Genomic DNA, 15,241 nt, shown 5'->3' on the forward strand with positions numbered 1-15,241 from the left:
CCGTTTTGTTTCACCCCACCTCACCGGACCTGTTACCGCGCGACGCCGAACCGCTCGATCCAGTCTTCCTCAAGACGCACCATCCAACTCGGATGCGGCTCGGGCAGCGTGCCCCCGAGCGCATCGGGCGGCAGCGTCGCGATACCGAGATCCAGCTTATCGAACCGCGCGCGGTCGGCATCGCCGAGTTTGTCGAGATCAAGCACCGTCCCAAGGCCCCATACGTTCGGATCCTGCATCCGCGCCTGAGCCTCCGGCGAGATGAGGAAATTGGCCAGAACCATCGCGCCGGCCTTGGCATTGGCGTTATAGGGAATCGCCACGAAACTCGCATTGCCAAGGCTGCCGGCCTCGAACACATAGCTGCGAACGGTATCGGGCAGCTGGAAGTTCGCAATCGCGTTCGAGGCTTCGTTGGGGTTGAAGCTGATTGCAAGATCGATTTCCCCGTCTGCCATCAACTGAATCTGGCGCGCCTCGTTCTGCGGATAGGCGCGCCCCTTTCGCCAGAGGTTCGGGGCGAGTGTGTCGAGAAAAGTCCAGAACTCCCGGGTGACCGCATCGTATTCAGCGGGGTTGAGGGGCTGTTGGAGGATCTCCGTATCCGGCACGAATTCGATCAACGCCTGTTTGAGGAAGGTCGAGCCAAGGAAATTGGGCGGCTGGGGATAGGTGAAACGCCCCGGATTCGCCTGTGCATAATCCAACAACGCGCGCATGGATTTGGGCGGGGTCCGCAGGCGCGCGGTATCGTGGTAGAACACGACCTGCGCCATGCCCCAGGGAGCTTCGAGCCCGTCGGTCGGAACGGTGAAATCCGATATTACGGCGGGTTTGCCCGACACATCGACATTCGTCCAGTTCGGCAGCGCTTCGACCCAGGGGCCGAACAGGAGATCTTGCGCCTTCATCGCGGCGAAATTCTCGCCATTGATCCAGATGAGATCGACAGCGCCGCCCTCATCCTTTCCGGCCGATTTTTCGGCCAGAACCCGCGTGACCGCTTCGGCGGTGTCGGACAGTTTGACATGTTCGACCGTCACGTCGAACTCCTCCTGAACGCGTGTGCCGATCCAGTCGATGAAAGCGTTGATCGTGTCCGATCCGCCCCATGCGTTCCAATATACCGTTTGTCCGCGCGCCTGTGTTGTCACGCTGTCCCAATCGGCCGGGTCCGGATCTGCAAAGGCGGGAAAAGCGATCAGCACGGTCAGGGCGGCGATGAGAAAATGGCGCATCCGGGGCGCTCCTTTGCAATTTTCGTTCGTTCAAAGCAGCGCCGGGGCGTCAGGTCAAATGACAAGCAAGTGTGCAAGATTTCAGTATACGCGCCGGGCATGGCCCGCTAAGCCCTGTTTTGACGCGGAAATCTGCAGGTGCCAATGCTCGATGCGACGATCCTTCCATTTGTCCGGCGCATGCTCTCGCGGCCCGCGCAAGGGCTTGTGACGCGTGGCGTGCGCGCCGATCAGGTGACGCTCGCCGGGTTCGCAGCCGGGCTCGTCGCGGTTGCTGCGCTCTGGGGCGGGGCGTTCTGGCTCGCCCTTTTTTGCCTTGCGCTCAACCGGATTGCCGACGGGATCGACGGCGAGGTCGCGCGGCGCACGGCGCCAACAGACCGGGGTGCCTTTCTCGATATCGCGCTCGATTTCATGATCTACGCGCTTTTTCCGCTGGGCTTTGCGCTGCACGACTCGGCGAACGCGCTTGCGGCTGCGGTGCTTATCGCAAGTTTCGTCGGCACCGGGTCGTCGTTTCTGGCGTTTTCGATCATCGCGGAACGACGCGGGCTGAGGTCGGACCAGTATCCCAGAAAGGGCATCTACTACTTGGGTGGTTTGACCGAAGGCACCGAAACCATCGCCGTTTTTGTCGCGATGTGCCTCTGGCCCGGTGCCTTTGCGGAACTGGCCTATATCTTTGCCGCGCTTTGTTTCGTGACCACGCTGACCCGGTGGCTGGCCGGGTGGCGGGTCTTTACCTGAAACCGCGCGCCCTCTCCACATTGCGGGAGCGCTCTGCTACACCGCCTGCAAAGCGATCATCGAGCGGAAAGGCGCGTTATGAGCAGTATCAAACCCGTGGTGCTGACCATCCTCGACGGGTGGGGCCTGCGCGACGATGAAAATGGCAACGCCCCGCGGCTGGCGAAAACGCCGACCATGGATTGGCTGATGAACACTTGCCCTTCCGCGCGCCTGACCACGCACGGACCGGATGTCGGGTTGCCGCAGGGGCAGATGGGAAATTCCGAGGTCGGCCATACGAATATCGGGGCCGGGCGCGTCGTGGCGATGGATCTGGGGCAGATCGATCTTGCCATCGAGGATGGATCGTTTTTTGAAAACCCGGCCATCCTCGATTTCGCGTCCAGCGTGAAAGAGGCCGGTGGCCGGGCGCATCTGATGGGTGTGGTCTCCGATGGCGGGGTGCACGGCCATATCGCGCATATCAAGGCGGCGGTGAAGCTTCTGGCGGATCAGGGCCTTGACGTGATCGTCCATGCCATCACCGACGGGCGCGATGTAGCGCCGAGTTCGGCGGAAGGGTTCATGAGGGATCTTGCGCAAAGCCTGCCCGAAGCCGCGCGGATCGGAACGGTGATCGGCCGTTACTTCGCGATGGATCGCGACACGAGATGGGACAGGGTCGAACGCGCCTATAATGCAATGATGCTCGGCGACGGGATCGCGGCGGAAGATGCCGTATCGGCGGTGCAGGACGCCTATGACGACAAGCAGACGGATGAATTCATCGAACCGCGTGTCATCGGCGATTACGACGGTCTGAAGCCGGGTGACGGGGTGTTCTGTCTCAACTTCCGCGCCGACCGCGCGCGCGAGATACTCGCTGCGATCGGGGCTTCCGATTTCGACGGGTTCGCGCGCGAAAAGCCCGAGCTTTCCGCGCTGCTCGGTATGGTGGATTATTCGCAATCCCACAATGAATACATGAGTTCGGCCTATCCGAAGAAGGAAATCGCCAACACCCTGGGCGCTTGGGTGTCGAAGCACGGCAAGACACAGTTCAGGCTGGCGGAGACGGAAAAATATCCCCATGTGACGTTCTTTTTGAACGGCGGCCGCGAGACGCCGGAAGAAGGTGAAGACCGTTTCATGCCGAAGAGCCCGAACGTGGCGACCTACGATCTTCAGCCCGAAATGTCGGCCGATGAGGTGACGGAGGCTTTCGTTGCGGCGATCGAGAAAGGATATGACCTCATCGTCACCAACTACGCCAATCCCGACATGGTCGGCCATACCGGCGATCTCGATGCCGCGATCAAGGCGTGCGAGGCGGTCGATGCCGGGCTGGGCCGCGTTCTGGACGCGCTCGAAAAGGCGGGGGGCGCGATGATCGTGACGGCGGATCATGGCAATTGCGAAACGATGATCGACCCTGAGACCGGCACGCCCCATACGGCACATACGACCAACCCGGTGCCCGTGGTGCTGTTCGGCGGGCCGGACGGTGCGCGGTTGGGAAATGGGCGACTGGCCGATCTGGCGCCGACATTGCTCGACCTGATGGGCCTGCCGAAGCCTGATGAGATGACCGGCAAAAGCCTGATCCGCGCATGAGGCTCGCGGCAGCTATAGCGGGCATGATCCTTGCGACACCCGCGCTGGCCGAAACCCCGGCGGAAACCGCGCGCGCGGCAATGGCAGAGCTGGAAGCCGCAACGATCAAGCTAGACGAGGCCGAGACCGCCCGCGACCGTGTTCGCGCGCTGACCGAGACGGTGCAGGCCTTCGAGACAGGGCTTGCCGCCATGCGCGCCGGCCTGCGCGCCGCGTCGATCCGGGAAACCGAATTGCGCCGCAATCTCGATGCGCGCGACGGCGAGGTGACGAAACTGCTTGCGGCGCTCTCGTCGCTTGGTCCCGAGGCCGGTCCACAGACCTTCGTTCATCCCGATGGCCCCATCGGTGCGGCGCGGGCCGGGTTGCTCATGGCGTCGGTGACGCCTGCGCTGTCCGATGCAGCGAAGGGCCTGCGCAACGATGTCGAGGAAGCGATCGCCCTGCGACAGTTGCAACAGGACGCTGCCGATACGCTGCGGCAGGGACTTACCGATGTTCAGGCCGCCCGCACAGCGCTGAGCCAGGCTGTCGCGGATCGCACCGATCTGCCGCGCAAGTTCACAGAGGATTCCGTGCGCACGGCGCTTCTCATCGCGGCGAGCGAAACGCTCGACGGATTCGCGGCCGGCCTCAGCCAGATTTCCGAGAACGAGGCTTCCCTCGATCTCGATGCGCTGCGCGGGCGCAAGGGCCGCCTGCCGCTTCCGGTGACAGGCGAAATCCTGCGCCGTGCCGGCGAAACCGATGCGGCCGGTGTGACCCGCCCCGGGGTGCTGGTCGCGACTCGGCCACACGCGCTCGTCACGACACCGACTGCGGCGACGATCCGCTATCGCGGCCCGTTGCTCGATTATGGATTGGTGACGATCCTCGAACCCGAGCCGGATATTCTTTTCGTGTTCGCCGGCCTCGATACCGTGTTCGGCGAAACCGGGCAGGTTCTGCCCGAGGGCAGCCCGGTCGGCCTCATGGGCGGGCCCGAAGGGAGCCAGAACGACATTCGATCACCAATGGGTGAAAGGGCTGGCGCAGCCTTGTCCGAAACGCTCTATATAGAGGTCAGGCAAGGGGATGCGCCCGAAGATCCGCTTGGGTGGTTTGCAGACGACAAGGAACTTATCGAATGAAAAAGATAGTGATGGCGGCAGCCGGCGGCGCGCTGGCCAGCGTGATTGCCACGACCCAACTGGTCGGGCCGCTGATCGCGCAGGAAAGCGCGCGTTCGACCAGCGTTTACGAGCAACTCGACCTGTTCGGGGATATTTTCGAGCGTATCCGCTCGCAATATGTCGAAGAGGTGGATGAGGGCGATCTGATCGAGGCGGCCATCGACGGGATGCTGACCTCTCTCGATCCCCATTCCAGCTACCTCTCGCCGGACGATGCGGATGACATGCGGGTTCAGACGCGTGGCGAGTTCGGTGGGCTCGGCATCGAGGTCACGCAGGAAGATGGCTTCGTCAAGGTCGTCTCTCCGATCGACGGAACCCCGGCTGCGGCGGCTGGGATCGAAGCGGGCGATTTCATCACTCACGTCGATGGCGAATCGGTGCTGGGTCTCACGCTCGACGAAGCCGTCGATCTGATGCGCGGTCCCGTCGGATCGGAAATTCTCATCACCGTTGTGCGCGAAGGCGAGGCGGAGCCATTCGACGTCTCCATCGTGCGCGACACGATTACCCTGACCGCCGTGCGCTCGCGGCTTCAGGGCGATGCCGTCGTGCTGCGTGTAACGACGTTCAACGATCAGACCTTTCCCAATCTTGAGGAAGGGCTCAACGAACAGATCGAAGCGGCCGGCGGGATGGAGAATGTCAAAGGCATCGTTCTCGATCTGCGCAACAATCCGGGCGGGCTGCTCAACCAGGCGATCCGGGTGAGCGACGCGTTTCTCGACAAGGGCGAGATCGTCTCGACACGCGGGCGCAACCCGGAGGATGGCGACCGTTACAACGCGACGCCCGGCGATCTGGCTGAGGGCAAACCCATCGTGGTGCTGATCAACGGCGGTTCGGCATCCGCGTCCGAGATCGTGGCCGGTGCCCTTCAGGATCACCGCCGCGCCATCGTTGTTGGCACCAAGAGCTTCGGCAAGGGGTCTGTCCAGACGGTCATGCCGCTGCGCGGTGACGGGGCAATGCGGTTGACCACCTCGCGCTATTACACGCCATCGGGTCGGTCGATCCAGGCGCTGGGCGTGTCCCCGGATATCGTGGTCGAGCAACCTCGCACCCCGGTCGCCAGTGAAGAGGAGGAGGAAGAGAACACTGTCTTCAACCGATCCGAAGCCGACCTGCGCGGAAGGCTCGACAATGACAGCTTGACCGAAGACGAGGTGCGCCAGATCGAGGAAGATCGCGCCAAGGCCGAAGCGGCGGCAAAGCTGCGCGAGGAGGATTATCAACTCGCCTATGCGATCGATATTCTCAAGGGATTGACGGCGCTCGCGCCGCAGGATCAGTAACGACCATCCCGGCGCGGGGCCATCCCCGCGCCGTTTCGAAAAGGCTCCGACCATGCGCGCTGACGATATCACCCGCTTGCCCTATCGCCCCTGCGTCGGGGTCATGTTGGTGAACCGGGACGGCCATGTATTCGTCGGACAGCGCATCGATAACCCCGGACCGGCCTGGCAAATGCCGCAGGGTGGCATCGACCGGGGCGAAGCGCCGCGGGACGCGGCCCTGCGCGAGCTTTGGGAAGAAACCGGCGTCACAGCCGACCTCGTCAATATCGAGGCGGAGACGAAGGATTGGATTCCCTATGATCTGCCGCCTGACCTTGTCGGCAAGCTATGGAACGGACGCTATCGCGGGCAGGAGCAGAAATGGTTTCTGATGCGGTTCAACGGCCGTGACGATCAGGTCGATATCGCGACCGAGCATCAGGAGTTCAGCCGCTGGAAATGGATGGACCCCGATCAGCTCATCAACCATATCGTTCCGTTCAAACGCCACGTCTATGACCGAGTTCTGACCGCGTTTCAGCATCATTTCTGAAGCCGCCAACGCGGACCCGGTCTGGACGGGCCGTTACTGTAGCTGTTTCAGGATCGCGAGGGACGCGTAGCCATCGGGAACCTGCCCGATCGAGGCCTGAAACGAGCGCACCGCGTTGATCGTCAGGGGGCCGATCTTGCCATCGATCTTGCGCGTGTCGAACCCCCTGGCTGTCAGCAAGCGCTGCATTTCCATCCGTTCGTCGAAGCTGAGCGCGCGATCCTCGCGTGGCCAATCCGACCGGATCGGCCCGCCGCCGATGATCCTGTCGCCCAGATGGCCGACCCCGATCACGTAGGCGTCGGCGGTGTTGTAGGTCTCGATCACGTCGAAATTTTTGAAGATGAGGAACGCCGCGCCTTTCGCGCCCGCCGGCAGCAATACAGACGCCGCGCCATGATCCCGGACCGGCGCACCATCAACCCCGACAACGCCCAGCTTGGCCCAGTCCGACGGCATCTTCTTCGTCTCGCGGTTGGCGAGCGTATAGTCGAACCCGACCGGCAGCTGGACCTCGACACCCCATGGCGCGCCCTTGATCCAACCATTCTTGGCAAGATAATTCGCGGTGGAGGCAAGCGCATCGGCCGGATCGTCAGACCAGATGTCGCGCCTGCCATCGCCGGTGAAATCGACGGCGAGGGTCTGGTAAGAGGTTGGAATGAACTGCGTATGCCCCATCGCGCCGGCCCAGCTTCCGGTCATGTTGTCAGGCGTCACGTCGCCGCTTTGCAGGATGCGCAGCGCTTCGATGAGCTGGCTTTCGAAGAACGCCCCGCGGCGGCTGTCATAGGCCAGCGTCGCAAGCGAAGAGACCACCGGATTCGATCCGCGGAACGTGCCATAGGCCGATTCCAGCCCCCAGATCGCCACGACGACCTGCCGGTCCACGCCGAACCGTGCTTCGATCCGGTCGAGCAGCGCACTGTGCCGGGCCAGCGCGGCCTTGCCATTGCGCACCCGCGCGTCCGACGCCGCGCTGTCGAGGTAGTCCCAGATCGTCTTGGTGAATTCCGACTGGTTCCGGTCGCGCTTGATTACATCCGGGTCATAGCGCGCGCCGTCAAAGGCGGTGTCGAAGACATGCGGCGCGATGCCCTGATCCAACGCGCGGGTGCGGAACGCCTTGATCCAGGCGTCGAATCCCGCCTGAGTGTCTGGCGGAACGGCCAGCGCCTGCGCGGGTCGCGGGGTCGGGCGCAGGGAGATTTGCGGAGCGACGTAAGCGGCCAGTGCGACCTTGTCCGGCGCGCTTCGGCTGGACGGCCGGATCGAACTGTCGACCGGACCGGCGAAAGCCTGCCCGCTCATCAACATGGTCAACATAGCGGTAATGGCCTGAACGCGCATGATCTCCGGATCCTCTCTGCTCTTGTCCGTTTGTCGAACTTTCCGGGCAGTCTACAGCGATCAGACGCATTTCCAAAGCGCGGAACGCGGGGCCAAGCAAGGCTTCGCCAAGTCAGGAATTCGAGCGCCGCCGCTTCACCTTGCGCTTGGTCTTGGCGTCCTTCTTCCTGGCTTTCGCCGCGCTGCGCTTCGGCCCGCCTTTCGATTTGCGGCTGCCGCGCCCCATGCGGCCCTTGCCGGAACCGCCGGGCAATTCCTCGTCTTCGAGCGTGAGAAGTTGCAACCCGATACCGCCCGTCACCGGCGCGGCATCCATCAGCTTCACCCGCGCGCGCTGGCCCAAAGAGATGAGCGTGCCGGTATCGGCCCCCATCAGCGTGGCGGCATCGGCGTCGAAATGGAAATACTCGCCGCCCAGCGACCGGATCGGGATCAGCCCGTCCGCACCGGTTTCGTCCAGTTTCACGAACACGCCGAACCGCGCGATGCCGCTGATACGGCCGGTGAATTCGGCACCGATGCGATCCGACAGGAACGCGGCGAGGTAGCGGTCGGTCGTGTCGCGCTCCGCCATCATGGAGCGACGTTCGGTGTCGCTGATATGCTGCGCGGTGGCCTCCAGCCGCTCGATATCGTCGCGGCTCAGCCCGTCCTTGCCCCAGCCATGCGCGGTGATGAGCGCGCGGTGGACGATCAGATCGGAATAGCGCCGGATCGGCGAAGTGAAATGCGCGTAGCTTTTCAGCGCGAGGCCGAAATGACCGAAATTGGACGGGTTGTAATAGGCCTGCGTCATCGAGCGCAGCGTGGCGAGGTTGATGAGTTCGGCCTCATCCGTGCCTTCCGCATCGCGTAGCAGCTTGTTCAGATGCGCGGTTTTCAGCACCTGACCCTTGGCGAGCGTGAAGCCCGAGGCATCGGCGGTCTCGCGCAGGCTTTCGAGTTTCTCGGGCGGCGGTTCCTCGTGCACGCGGAACAGCAGCGGCTGGCGCTTTGCGATCAGTGTCTCGGCGGCGCAGACATTGGCCAGCACCATGAATTCTTCGATCAGCTTGTGCGCGTCGAGCCTTTCGGCAAAATCGACGGAAACGACCTTGCCTTTCTCGTCCAGCACGATCTTGCGCTCCGGCAGATCGAGCTCCAGCGGCTGGCGCCTCCTCCGCGCTTCGGCCAGAGCGCCATAGGCGCCATAAAGCGGGCGGATCAGATCGTCCATGAGCGGCCCGACCTTGTCATTCGGGGCGCCGTCCATGCCGGCCTGAACCTCTTGGTAGTTCAGCGAGGCGGGCGAGCGCATCAGCCCGCGCACGAAGCGATGGCTCAGCTTTTCGCCATGTGCGTCAACCACCATACGCACCGCGATACAGGCGCGCGGCACGCCCTCGTGCAACGAGCACAGATCGCCCGACAGCCGGTCGGGCAGCATGGGCACGACACGGTCGGGGAAATAGGTGGAATTGCCGCGCTTGCGCGCCTCCTGGTCCAGGGCCGATCCCGGCGTGACGTAATGCGCGACATCGGCGATGGCGACCCAGATGACATGCCCGCCCTCGTTCTTCGGATCATCGTCGGGATGGGCGTAGCACGCATCGTCATGGTCGCGCGCATCGGCCGGGTCGATGGTGAAGAGCGGCAACTCGCGCAGATCCTCGCGCCCTTTCAGCCCGGCGGGCTTCATCGCGTCGGCTTCGGCGATCACATCGTCGGGGAACGTGTCCGGGATACCGTGCTGGTGGATCGCGATGAGCGATACCGCTCGCGGCTCGGACGGATCGCCCAGACGTTCGACGATCCTCGCGCGGGGCAGGCCCAAGCGGCCCGCCGGGCCGGCCTGTTCGGCCTCCACCAACTCGCCATCCTTGGCGCCGCCCATCGCGTCGGCGGCCACGGTCCATTCCTTGTCGGCGCCCTTGTCGATGGGCAGGATCCGCCCGCCATCCGAGCCTTTCTTGAAGATGCCGACGATCTTGCGCGGGTTTGTCCCGATGCGCCGGATCAGGCGCGCCTCGTAATTGTGGTCTTCCTCGTGCACCACCGTCAGTCGCGCGAGGATGCGGTCGCCTTCGCCCAGCGCGGGATCGCTGGCACGGGGAATGTAGAGCACGATCGGCTCCACCCCTTCGCCATGCCATTCCAGCGGCTGCGCAAAGATATCGCCGTCCACGGTCGGCTCCTTGATCTGGAGCACGCTCACCGGGGGCAGCCGGTCGGGATCGCGATAGGTTTTCTTGCGCTTCTCCAGATGCCCCTCGGCCTCAAGCTCCTTGAGCAGGCGTTTCAGGTCGATCCGCGCCGCGCCCTTGATGCCGAATGCCTTGGCGATCTCGCGCTTTGCTGTGAGGGTCGGGTTGGCGGAGATCCAGTCGAGGATCTCGCTCTTGCTCGGCAGTTTGCTCATGCCCTTGGCGTAGCACGGGCGAAAAGGCGCGTCATGGCGAAAATGGGCTCAGTCGGGCAGGCGATATTCCATCATGCGATGATCGATTCCGGCATCGTCGAACACCTCGCCATAGGCTGTGAAACCCAGCTTTTCGTAGAACGTCAGGGCGCTGAGCTGCGCACCAAGCACTGCGCGGGTGATTCCGGTTTGCGCGTTCAGGATATGGAGCGCCTCGCGGATGAGCGAAGCACCGAGGCCGGTGCCGCGCGCTTCGGGCAGAACGCAAACGCGGCCGATTTTGCCGGTGTCGCCGGTCAACACGATGCGAGCGGCCCCCATCGGGGTGCCCTCAACGCTCGCCAGAAGGTGGATCGCGCTTGCATCCAGCGCATCGCGTTCCAGTTCGGGCGGCACGTTCTGTTCCTCGACGAAGACGGTGTGGCGCAGCGCATAGCAGGGGGCCGGATCGGCGGGGCGGGTGACGGTCACGCTCATGCGCGGAAATACTCCGTCAAGATGCGCGTATAGATCGCCTTGAGCTGGCCGATCTGTTCCACCGAAACGCGTTCATCGACCTCGTGCATCGTCTTGCCGACAAGCCCGAATTCGACGACCGGGCAATGATCCTTGACGAACCGCGCATCCGACGTGCCGCCACTGGTGGACAGCGCGGGTGTGACGCCGGTTTCCGCCTCGACGGCGGCAGAGACCAGTTCCGACAGCGCGCCCGGCGGCGTCAGGAAACTCTCGCCGGAGATCTTGATCTCGACCTGCGTTTTCGTGCCGAATGCCTCGTCCACCTTCGCCGCCTCGGCCCGCAGCCAGTCCGAGAGCGCCGCGCCGCTATGTGCGTCGTTGAACCGAATATTCACGCAAGCACGGCTTTGCGCCGGGATCACGTTGGTCGCGCCGTTTCCGGTGTCGATGGTCACGACCGCCAGCGTCGAGGCGTCGAAATGTTCGGTGCCCTGATCCAGTTCATGCGAGGACAGCACATCCATCAGCCGCGCCATCGCCGGCATCGGGTTCAGCGCGCGGTGCGGATAGGCGGAATGGCCCTGCTTGCCCGTCACGGTGAACCACGCCGAAAGCGACCCGCGCCGCCCGATCTTGATCATCTCGCCCATATGGTCGGGGCAGGTCGGCTCTCCGACAAGGCAAACGCTCATTTTCTCGCCCTGCGCCTTCATCCAGTCGAGCAGCGCAACGGTGCCGTCGGTCGCATCGCCTTCCTCGTCCCCGGTGATCGCGAGGATGATGGACCCGTCCGGCGGGGTATTCTGCACGAAATCCACCGCGGCGGCGACAAAGGCGGCAACGCCGGATTTCATATCCGTGCTGCCGCGCCCATACATGAACCCGCCGTCGATCTCGGCTCCGAAGGGCGGTTTCGTCCAGTCCTTCGGATCGCCCAGAGGCACGACATCGGTATGCCCGTTAAACCCAAAGCTGCGCGGATGGCCCATATCACCCCAGCGTGCGAAGAGGTTGGAAATCCCGCCGCGATCGACGCGGGTGCAGGCGAAACCCGCGTGTTCCAGAAGCTCCTGCAAGAGCGCGAGCGCGCCGCCCTCTTCGGGTGTGATCGAGGGGCAGCGAACGAGCGCTGCGGTCAGCTCTACGGGATCGATATGCGGCATGGCGCGGCCCTTCCTGGGATGTTTCGGCTCAGGAGTATCCGCGCTAACACGCGAGGGCAAATGTGGCGGAAAAGGCGCAATTCGGGCTGGCCTATGCCACATATGGCGGCTGGTGGAGATGACAGATGCCCTGGGGCCGTGTTAGCCATTGGTTAACAAACAATAAAGTCTTGAGGCAGACAGGTAACGAAAAGGGCAGCGCGGCACGGTGAACACACCGGCCTTGCAACAGCCCCGTGCCTGACACGTGCCCCGACGAAACCGAGGCAGCAATGGCGACCGCAGCAGAGCTTACCTACATCACCAATGCCAGCGCCATGGACATGGCCAACGCAATTTTCGGCAATGGCGTTTCGGTGGTGAACGCCAGCTATACCGGCGACAACCGATCCTCGGCGATCTACGAGGATGGCGACGCGCTGTCTCCGGGTGTGACGCCGGGAGATACGGGCGTGATTCTGTCCACCGGCCGCGCGGATGCGTTTACCCGTTCGCCCGGTCCCTGGTGGTGGGGCGGAAACGATCCGAACATCAGCCAGCAGACCGGCACCAATACGAGCGGTCAGAACAACAATTCCGATTTCAACGCCGCAGCCGGAACCAATACCTACGACGCGTCCTATCTCGATGTCGATTTCATCCCCGATGAAGACACGATGACCATGCGTTTCGTGTTTTCTTCGGAGGAATATCCCGAATTCACGGATGACGTGTATCAGGATTTCGTCGGCGTATGGGTGAACGGAACGCAGGTCAATATCCTGCCCGGCAATGGCGATGTAGACCCGGCGAACCTGAACGAGGATGACAATTCCAACCTGTTCATCAGCAACGCGAATGACGATTACAATACCGAGATGGACGGCTTCACCGTTACCCTGACGATGAAGATGAACGTCATCCCGGGGCAGGTGAATTCGATCCGTATCGGCATCGCGGACGTGGTGGATTCGAATTACGATTCCAACCTTCTCATTGCTGCGGATTCGATCCAGACCGATCTGATCGCCGAGGCCGACAGCCTCAATATCTACACCAACAGCACCAAGACGATCGACGTTCTGTCAAACGACATAAACAACACCGGCAGCGCGCTTTTCATAACGCATATAAACGGCATTGCCGTGACGCCCGGCGACAGCGTCACGCTGAACACAGGTCAGGTCGTGACACTGACGCCTGCTGGCACGCTTTCGGTCACCTCGGATTCAGATTTCGAGACGGTGAATTTCACCTACGAGGTCGAAAGCGCGAGCGGCGAGATCGATACCGGGTTCGTGACCATCGCGACCGTGCCGTGTTTCGTGGCCGGAACCATGATCCGCACGGATGCCGGGCAAAAGCGCGTGGAGCGGCTGGAGCCCGGCGATCTGGTCTGGACGATGGATAACGGGTTTCAGCCACTTCGCTGGATCGGCCAGCGCACTGTCGCGGCAACGGGAACCTTCGCGCCTGTGCGGGTCGCGGCGGGAACCTTCGGCGAACACGCCAATCTGATGCTCTCTCCGCAGCACCGCATCCTCATGCGCGATCCGCTGGCCGATCTGGTTTTCGGAACGCCCGAGGTGCTGGTCGCAGCGAAACATCTGATCGATGGGCGAAACGTCCAATCGGTCGAGGGGGGCAGCGTCACCTATGTGCATCTCCTGTTCGACCGGCACGAGATCATCATGGCCAACGGTCTTGCCACCGAGAGCTTCCTGCCCGGCCCGCAAACGATGGACGCGTTCGAGGAGGACATCATAACCGAACTTGTGCAGCTTTTCCCCGAACTCGACCCGGAGACCGGCGAAGGCTATGGCGATGCGGCGCGGCAGATCCTGAAACGGCACGAAGCCGCGATGTTCATCGGGGCCGCCGCGTGAGCTGGTTTGCGCTGCTCGATTGCAGCACGCGCGCTCCATGGTTGCGCGAGGACGCGGCGGAGGCATTGCGGCGAAGCTCACGCGCCTGCGTTCCCACGGGCTCGATCCTGCTTGAGACGCGGCTGTCGCCGGATGCGCGGCCGCAACGGCTCCTGTCCTATGCGCGACGCGATGGGGGCGGGGCGAGTTTTTCGCTGATGTCCACGCCCCATGGCAGCGTCGTCTGCGTGATCGCGCAAGGCGGTGACGTGGTGCATGAGGTGATCGAGCGCGGCCGCGAAGCGCGCACGGACACGCTTCAGGTCACGCTGAGTTGGGATGTCGCCAAGGGGTTGGGCCGGTTGGTCGTGGCGCGGCCGGAAACCGATCTCGTGCTGACGCGCGATTTCACGATGCCGCGTGCGCCGCTGCTCGCCGATCTCGTTGCGCTGACCCATCCGCAAGGTCTGACGGAGATCGATCCCGATGTGATTTTCGTCGCCCTGTCGAGCCGGATCGAGCCGGTCGGCCCGATGCCGTCGCTTGCGCCTTCGGTGCCGCTGGAAACCGCGCAGGGGCCGCGACTTGTCATGTCGCTCAGGCAGGGCGATGTGGTGCGTGCCGCGGGCGGCGCACTGGTGCCGGTCCTGCATACCGCGGCGCGCGAGGTTCCCGCGCTTGGCTCGTTCCGCCCCATCCGCCTGCGTGCGCCTTATTTCGGCCTGCAACAGGATGTGGTCGTTTCCCGCCATCAGCGCCTGCTCGTCAACGGGCCGGAGGTCGAATACCTTTTCGGGCGCGAAGAGGTGCTGATCCCCGCCACCGCGCTGGTCGACGGCTATGCCGCGCGGTTCGAACCGGCGCCGCGTTTTGCCCGCTATCACCAGATCCTTCTGCCGCACCATGACGCCGTGCGCACATCGGGCGCGGCACTGGAATCGCTTTATATCGGCCGGATGCGCCGCGATACCGCGCTTCTGGACGCGTCGGTCCTTGGCGGGCTGCCACGCGCGCTATTGCCGGAACATCACCGCGCCGGATATCAGGTCTTGCGAGCCTTCGAGGCGATCACGCTTGCCGAGGCACGCGCTGCCTAGCTTTCTCTTTCGTCGAAATGCGGCGTGACCTGCGCCACGATCACCGCGTTGTCATCGAGCGCCTGCTGCATGAGCTCCGCCTCGTCCGCGCCGATCTCGTGGCCCTGCGCCTCGCGATCCTCGCGCGTGCCATAGCCCGTCACATCGAGCGGCGCCATGTCGGCCTGTTTGAGGATCGCCACGGTCTCGCGCACGGCCTCCGCCTCATCGACACCGCTGGCATAACACATGAGCGCGGCGCCCGTCGCCCCGTCAGGCAGCCCGTCGCCGGTCTTGCGACCAAGCTCGACCACAAGCGTATAGACATGCTGCGGCTTCTTAGCTTTCGCCCCGTCGCTCATGCGCCC

At 63.4% G+C, this 15,241-nt stretch carries 13 protein-coding genes; 7 read left to right on the forward strand and 6 right to left on the reverse strand.

What is annotated here, in order from left to right; genetic code table 11:
- Positions 1–32: 32 nt before the first annotated feature.
- Complete coding sequence (locus tag M3465_RS05675) at positions 33–1,238, reverse strand: ABC transporter substrate-binding protein (protein WP_249500727.1); 1,206 nt, start codon at positions 1,236–1,238, stop codon at positions 33–35.
- A 144-nt stretch (positions 1,239–1,382) separates the two neighbouring features.
- Between M3465_RS05675 and M3465_RS05680 the strand changes: the two genes are divergently transcribed.
- The 5 genes from M3465_RS05680 to M3465_RS05700 all read left to right on the forward strand — a co-directional run bounded on the left by M3465_RS05680 (position 1,383) and on the right by M3465_RS05700 (position 6,583).
- Positions 1,383–1,985 (forward strand): CDP-alcohol phosphatidyltransferase family protein, encoded by a 603-nt coding sequence (locus M3465_RS05680; protein WP_249500728.1) that lies wholly within the window; start codon positions 1,383–1,385, stop codon positions 1,983–1,985.
- A 78-nt stretch (positions 1,986–2,063) separates the two neighbouring features.
- Positions 2,064–3,581: a 2,3-bisphosphoglycerate-independent phosphoglycerate mutase gene (gpmI, locus tag M3465_RS05685; RefSeq protein WP_249500729.1), complete on the forward strand. Its 1,518-nt coding sequence runs from the start codon at positions 2,064–2,066 to the stop codon at positions 3,579–3,581.
- A 23-nt stretch (positions 3,582–3,604) separates the two neighbouring features.
- Positions 3,605–4,711: a murein hydrolase activator EnvC family protein gene (locus M3465_RS05690; RefSeq protein WP_249500730.1), complete on the forward strand. Its 1,107-nt coding sequence runs from the start codon at positions 3,605–3,607 to the stop codon at positions 4,709–4,711.
- The gene (locus tag M3465_RS05695; RefSeq protein WP_249500731.1) at positions 4,708–6,048 is read left to right on the forward strand and encodes a S41 family peptidase; all 1,341 of its coding nucleotides are present in this window, start codon (positions 4,708–4,710) and stop codon (positions 6,046–6,048) included. The genes M3465_RS05690 and M3465_RS05695 overlap by 4 nt, the downstream gene beginning before the upstream one ends.
- 52 nt (positions 6,049–6,100) lie before the next feature.
- Positions 6,101–6,583: an RNA pyrophosphohydrolase gene (locus M3465_RS05700; RefSeq protein WP_249500732.1), complete on the forward strand. Its 483-nt coding sequence runs from the start codon at positions 6,101–6,103 to the stop codon at positions 6,581–6,583.
- A gap of 33 nt (positions 6,584–6,616) precedes the next feature.
- On the opposite strand, the gene M3465_RS05705 is transcribed toward M3465_RS05700, so the two are convergent.
- The 4 genes from M3465_RS05705 to dapE form a co-directional block, all read right to left on the reverse strand.
- Positions 6,617–7,933 carry a lytic murein transglycosylase gene (locus M3465_RS05705; RefSeq protein ID WP_249500733.1) on the reverse strand — a complete coding sequence of 439 codons (1,317 nt, stop codon included), beginning with the start codon at positions 7,931–7,933 and terminating at the stop codon, positions 6,617–6,619.
- A gap of 112 nt (positions 7,934–8,045) precedes the next feature.
- Positions 8,046–10,331 (reverse strand): ribonuclease R, encoded by a 2,286-nt coding sequence (gene rnr, locus M3465_RS05710; RefSeq protein WP_249500734.1) that lies wholly within the window; start codon positions 10,329–10,331, stop codon positions 8,046–8,048.
- 48 nt (positions 10,332–10,379) lie between these two features.
- On the reverse strand, positions 10,380–10,808 hold the full coding sequence (locus M3465_RS05715; protein ID WP_249500735.1) for a GNAT family N-acetyltransferase: 429 nt from the start codon (positions 10,806–10,808) through the stop codon (positions 10,380–10,382).
- Positions 10,805–11,953 carry a succinyl-diaminopimelate desuccinylase gene (gene dapE, locus M3465_RS05720; RefSeq protein WP_249500736.1) on the reverse strand — a complete coding sequence of 383 codons (1,149 nt, stop codon included), beginning with the start codon at positions 11,951–11,953 and terminating at the stop codon, positions 10,805–10,807. Before dapE ends, M3465_RS05715 begins: the two co-directional genes overlap by 4 nt.
- Positions 11,954–12,225: 272 nt before the next feature.
- Between dapE and M3465_RS05725 the strand changes: the two genes are divergently transcribed.
- Both M3465_RS05725 and M3465_RS17140 read left to right on the forward strand, forming a co-directional pair.
- A complete protein-coding gene (locus tag M3465_RS05725) occupies positions 12,226–13,818 on the forward strand; it encodes a Hint domain-containing protein (protein ID WP_249500737.1) in 1,593 nt (530 codons plus the stop codon).
- Positions 13,815–14,894, forward strand: a complete 1,080-nt coding sequence (locus M3465_RS17140; protein WP_249500738.1) for a Hint domain-containing protein — start codon at positions 13,815–13,817, stop codon at positions 14,892–14,894. Before M3465_RS05725 ends, M3465_RS17140 begins: the two co-directional genes overlap by 4 nt.
- Here M3465_RS17140 and M3465_RS05735 read toward each other — a convergent pair.
- Positions 14,891–15,235: a DUF8846 family protein gene (locus M3465_RS05735; RefSeq protein WP_249500739.1), complete on the reverse strand. Its 345-nt coding sequence runs from the start codon at positions 15,233–15,235 to the stop codon at positions 14,891–14,893. The genes M3465_RS17140 and M3465_RS05735 overlap by 4 nt on opposite strands.
- Positions 15,236–15,241 lie beyond the last annotated feature (6 nt).

This window comes from Marivita sp. GX14005 (assembly GCF_023370775.1).
GTDB lineage: Bacteria > Pseudomonadota > Alphaproteobacteria > Rhodobacterales > Rhodobacteraceae > Marivita.

Excerpts from the sequence above, each read along its gene's own strand:
- M3465_RS05675 (WP_249500727.1), bottom strand. The coding sequence starts at position 1,238 with ATGCGCCATTTTCTCATCGCCGCCCTGACCGTGCTGATCGCTTTTCCC.
- M3465_RS05680 (WP_249500728.1), top strand. The coding sequence starts at position 1,383 with ATGCTCGATGCGACGATCCTTCCATTTGTCCGGCGCATGCTCTCGCGG.
- gpmI (WP_249500729.1), top strand. The coding sequence starts at position 2,064 with ATGAGCAGTATCAAACCCGTGGTGCTGACCATCCTCGACGGGTGGGGC.
- M3465_RS05690 (WP_249500730.1), top strand. The coding sequence starts at position 3,605 with ATGATCCTTGCGACACCCGCGCTGGCCGAAACCCCGGCGGAAACCGCG.
- M3465_RS05695 (WP_249500731.1), top strand. The coding sequence starts at position 4,708 with ATGAAAAAGATAGTGATGGCGGCAGCCGGCGGCGCGCTGGCCAGCGTG.
- M3465_RS05700 (WP_249500732.1), top strand. The coding sequence starts at position 6,101 with ATGCGCGCTGACGATATCACCCGCTTGCCCTATCGCCCCTGCGTCGGG.
- M3465_RS05705 (WP_249500733.1), bottom strand. The coding sequence starts at position 7,933 with ATGCGCGTTCAGGCCATTACCGCTATGTTGACCATGTTGATGAGCGGG.
- rnr (WP_249500734.1), bottom strand. The coding sequence starts at position 10,331 with ATGAGCAAACTGCCGAGCAAGAGCGAGATCCTCGACTGGATCTCCGCC.
- M3465_RS05715 (WP_249500735.1), bottom strand. The coding sequence starts at position 10,808 with ATGAGCGTGACCGTCACCCGCCCCGCCGATCCGGCCCCCTGCTATGCG.
- dapE (WP_249500736.1), bottom strand. The coding sequence starts at position 11,953 with ATGCCGCATATCGATCCCGTAGAGCTGACCGCAGCGCTCGTTCGCTGC.
- M3465_RS05725 (WP_249500737.1), top strand. The coding sequence starts at position 12,226 with ATGGCGACCGCAGCAGAGCTTACCTACATCACCAATGCCAGCGCCATG.
- M3465_RS05735 (WP_249500739.1), bottom strand. The coding sequence starts at position 15,235 with ATGAGCGACGGGGCGAAAGCTAAGAAGCCGCAGCATGTCTATACGCTT.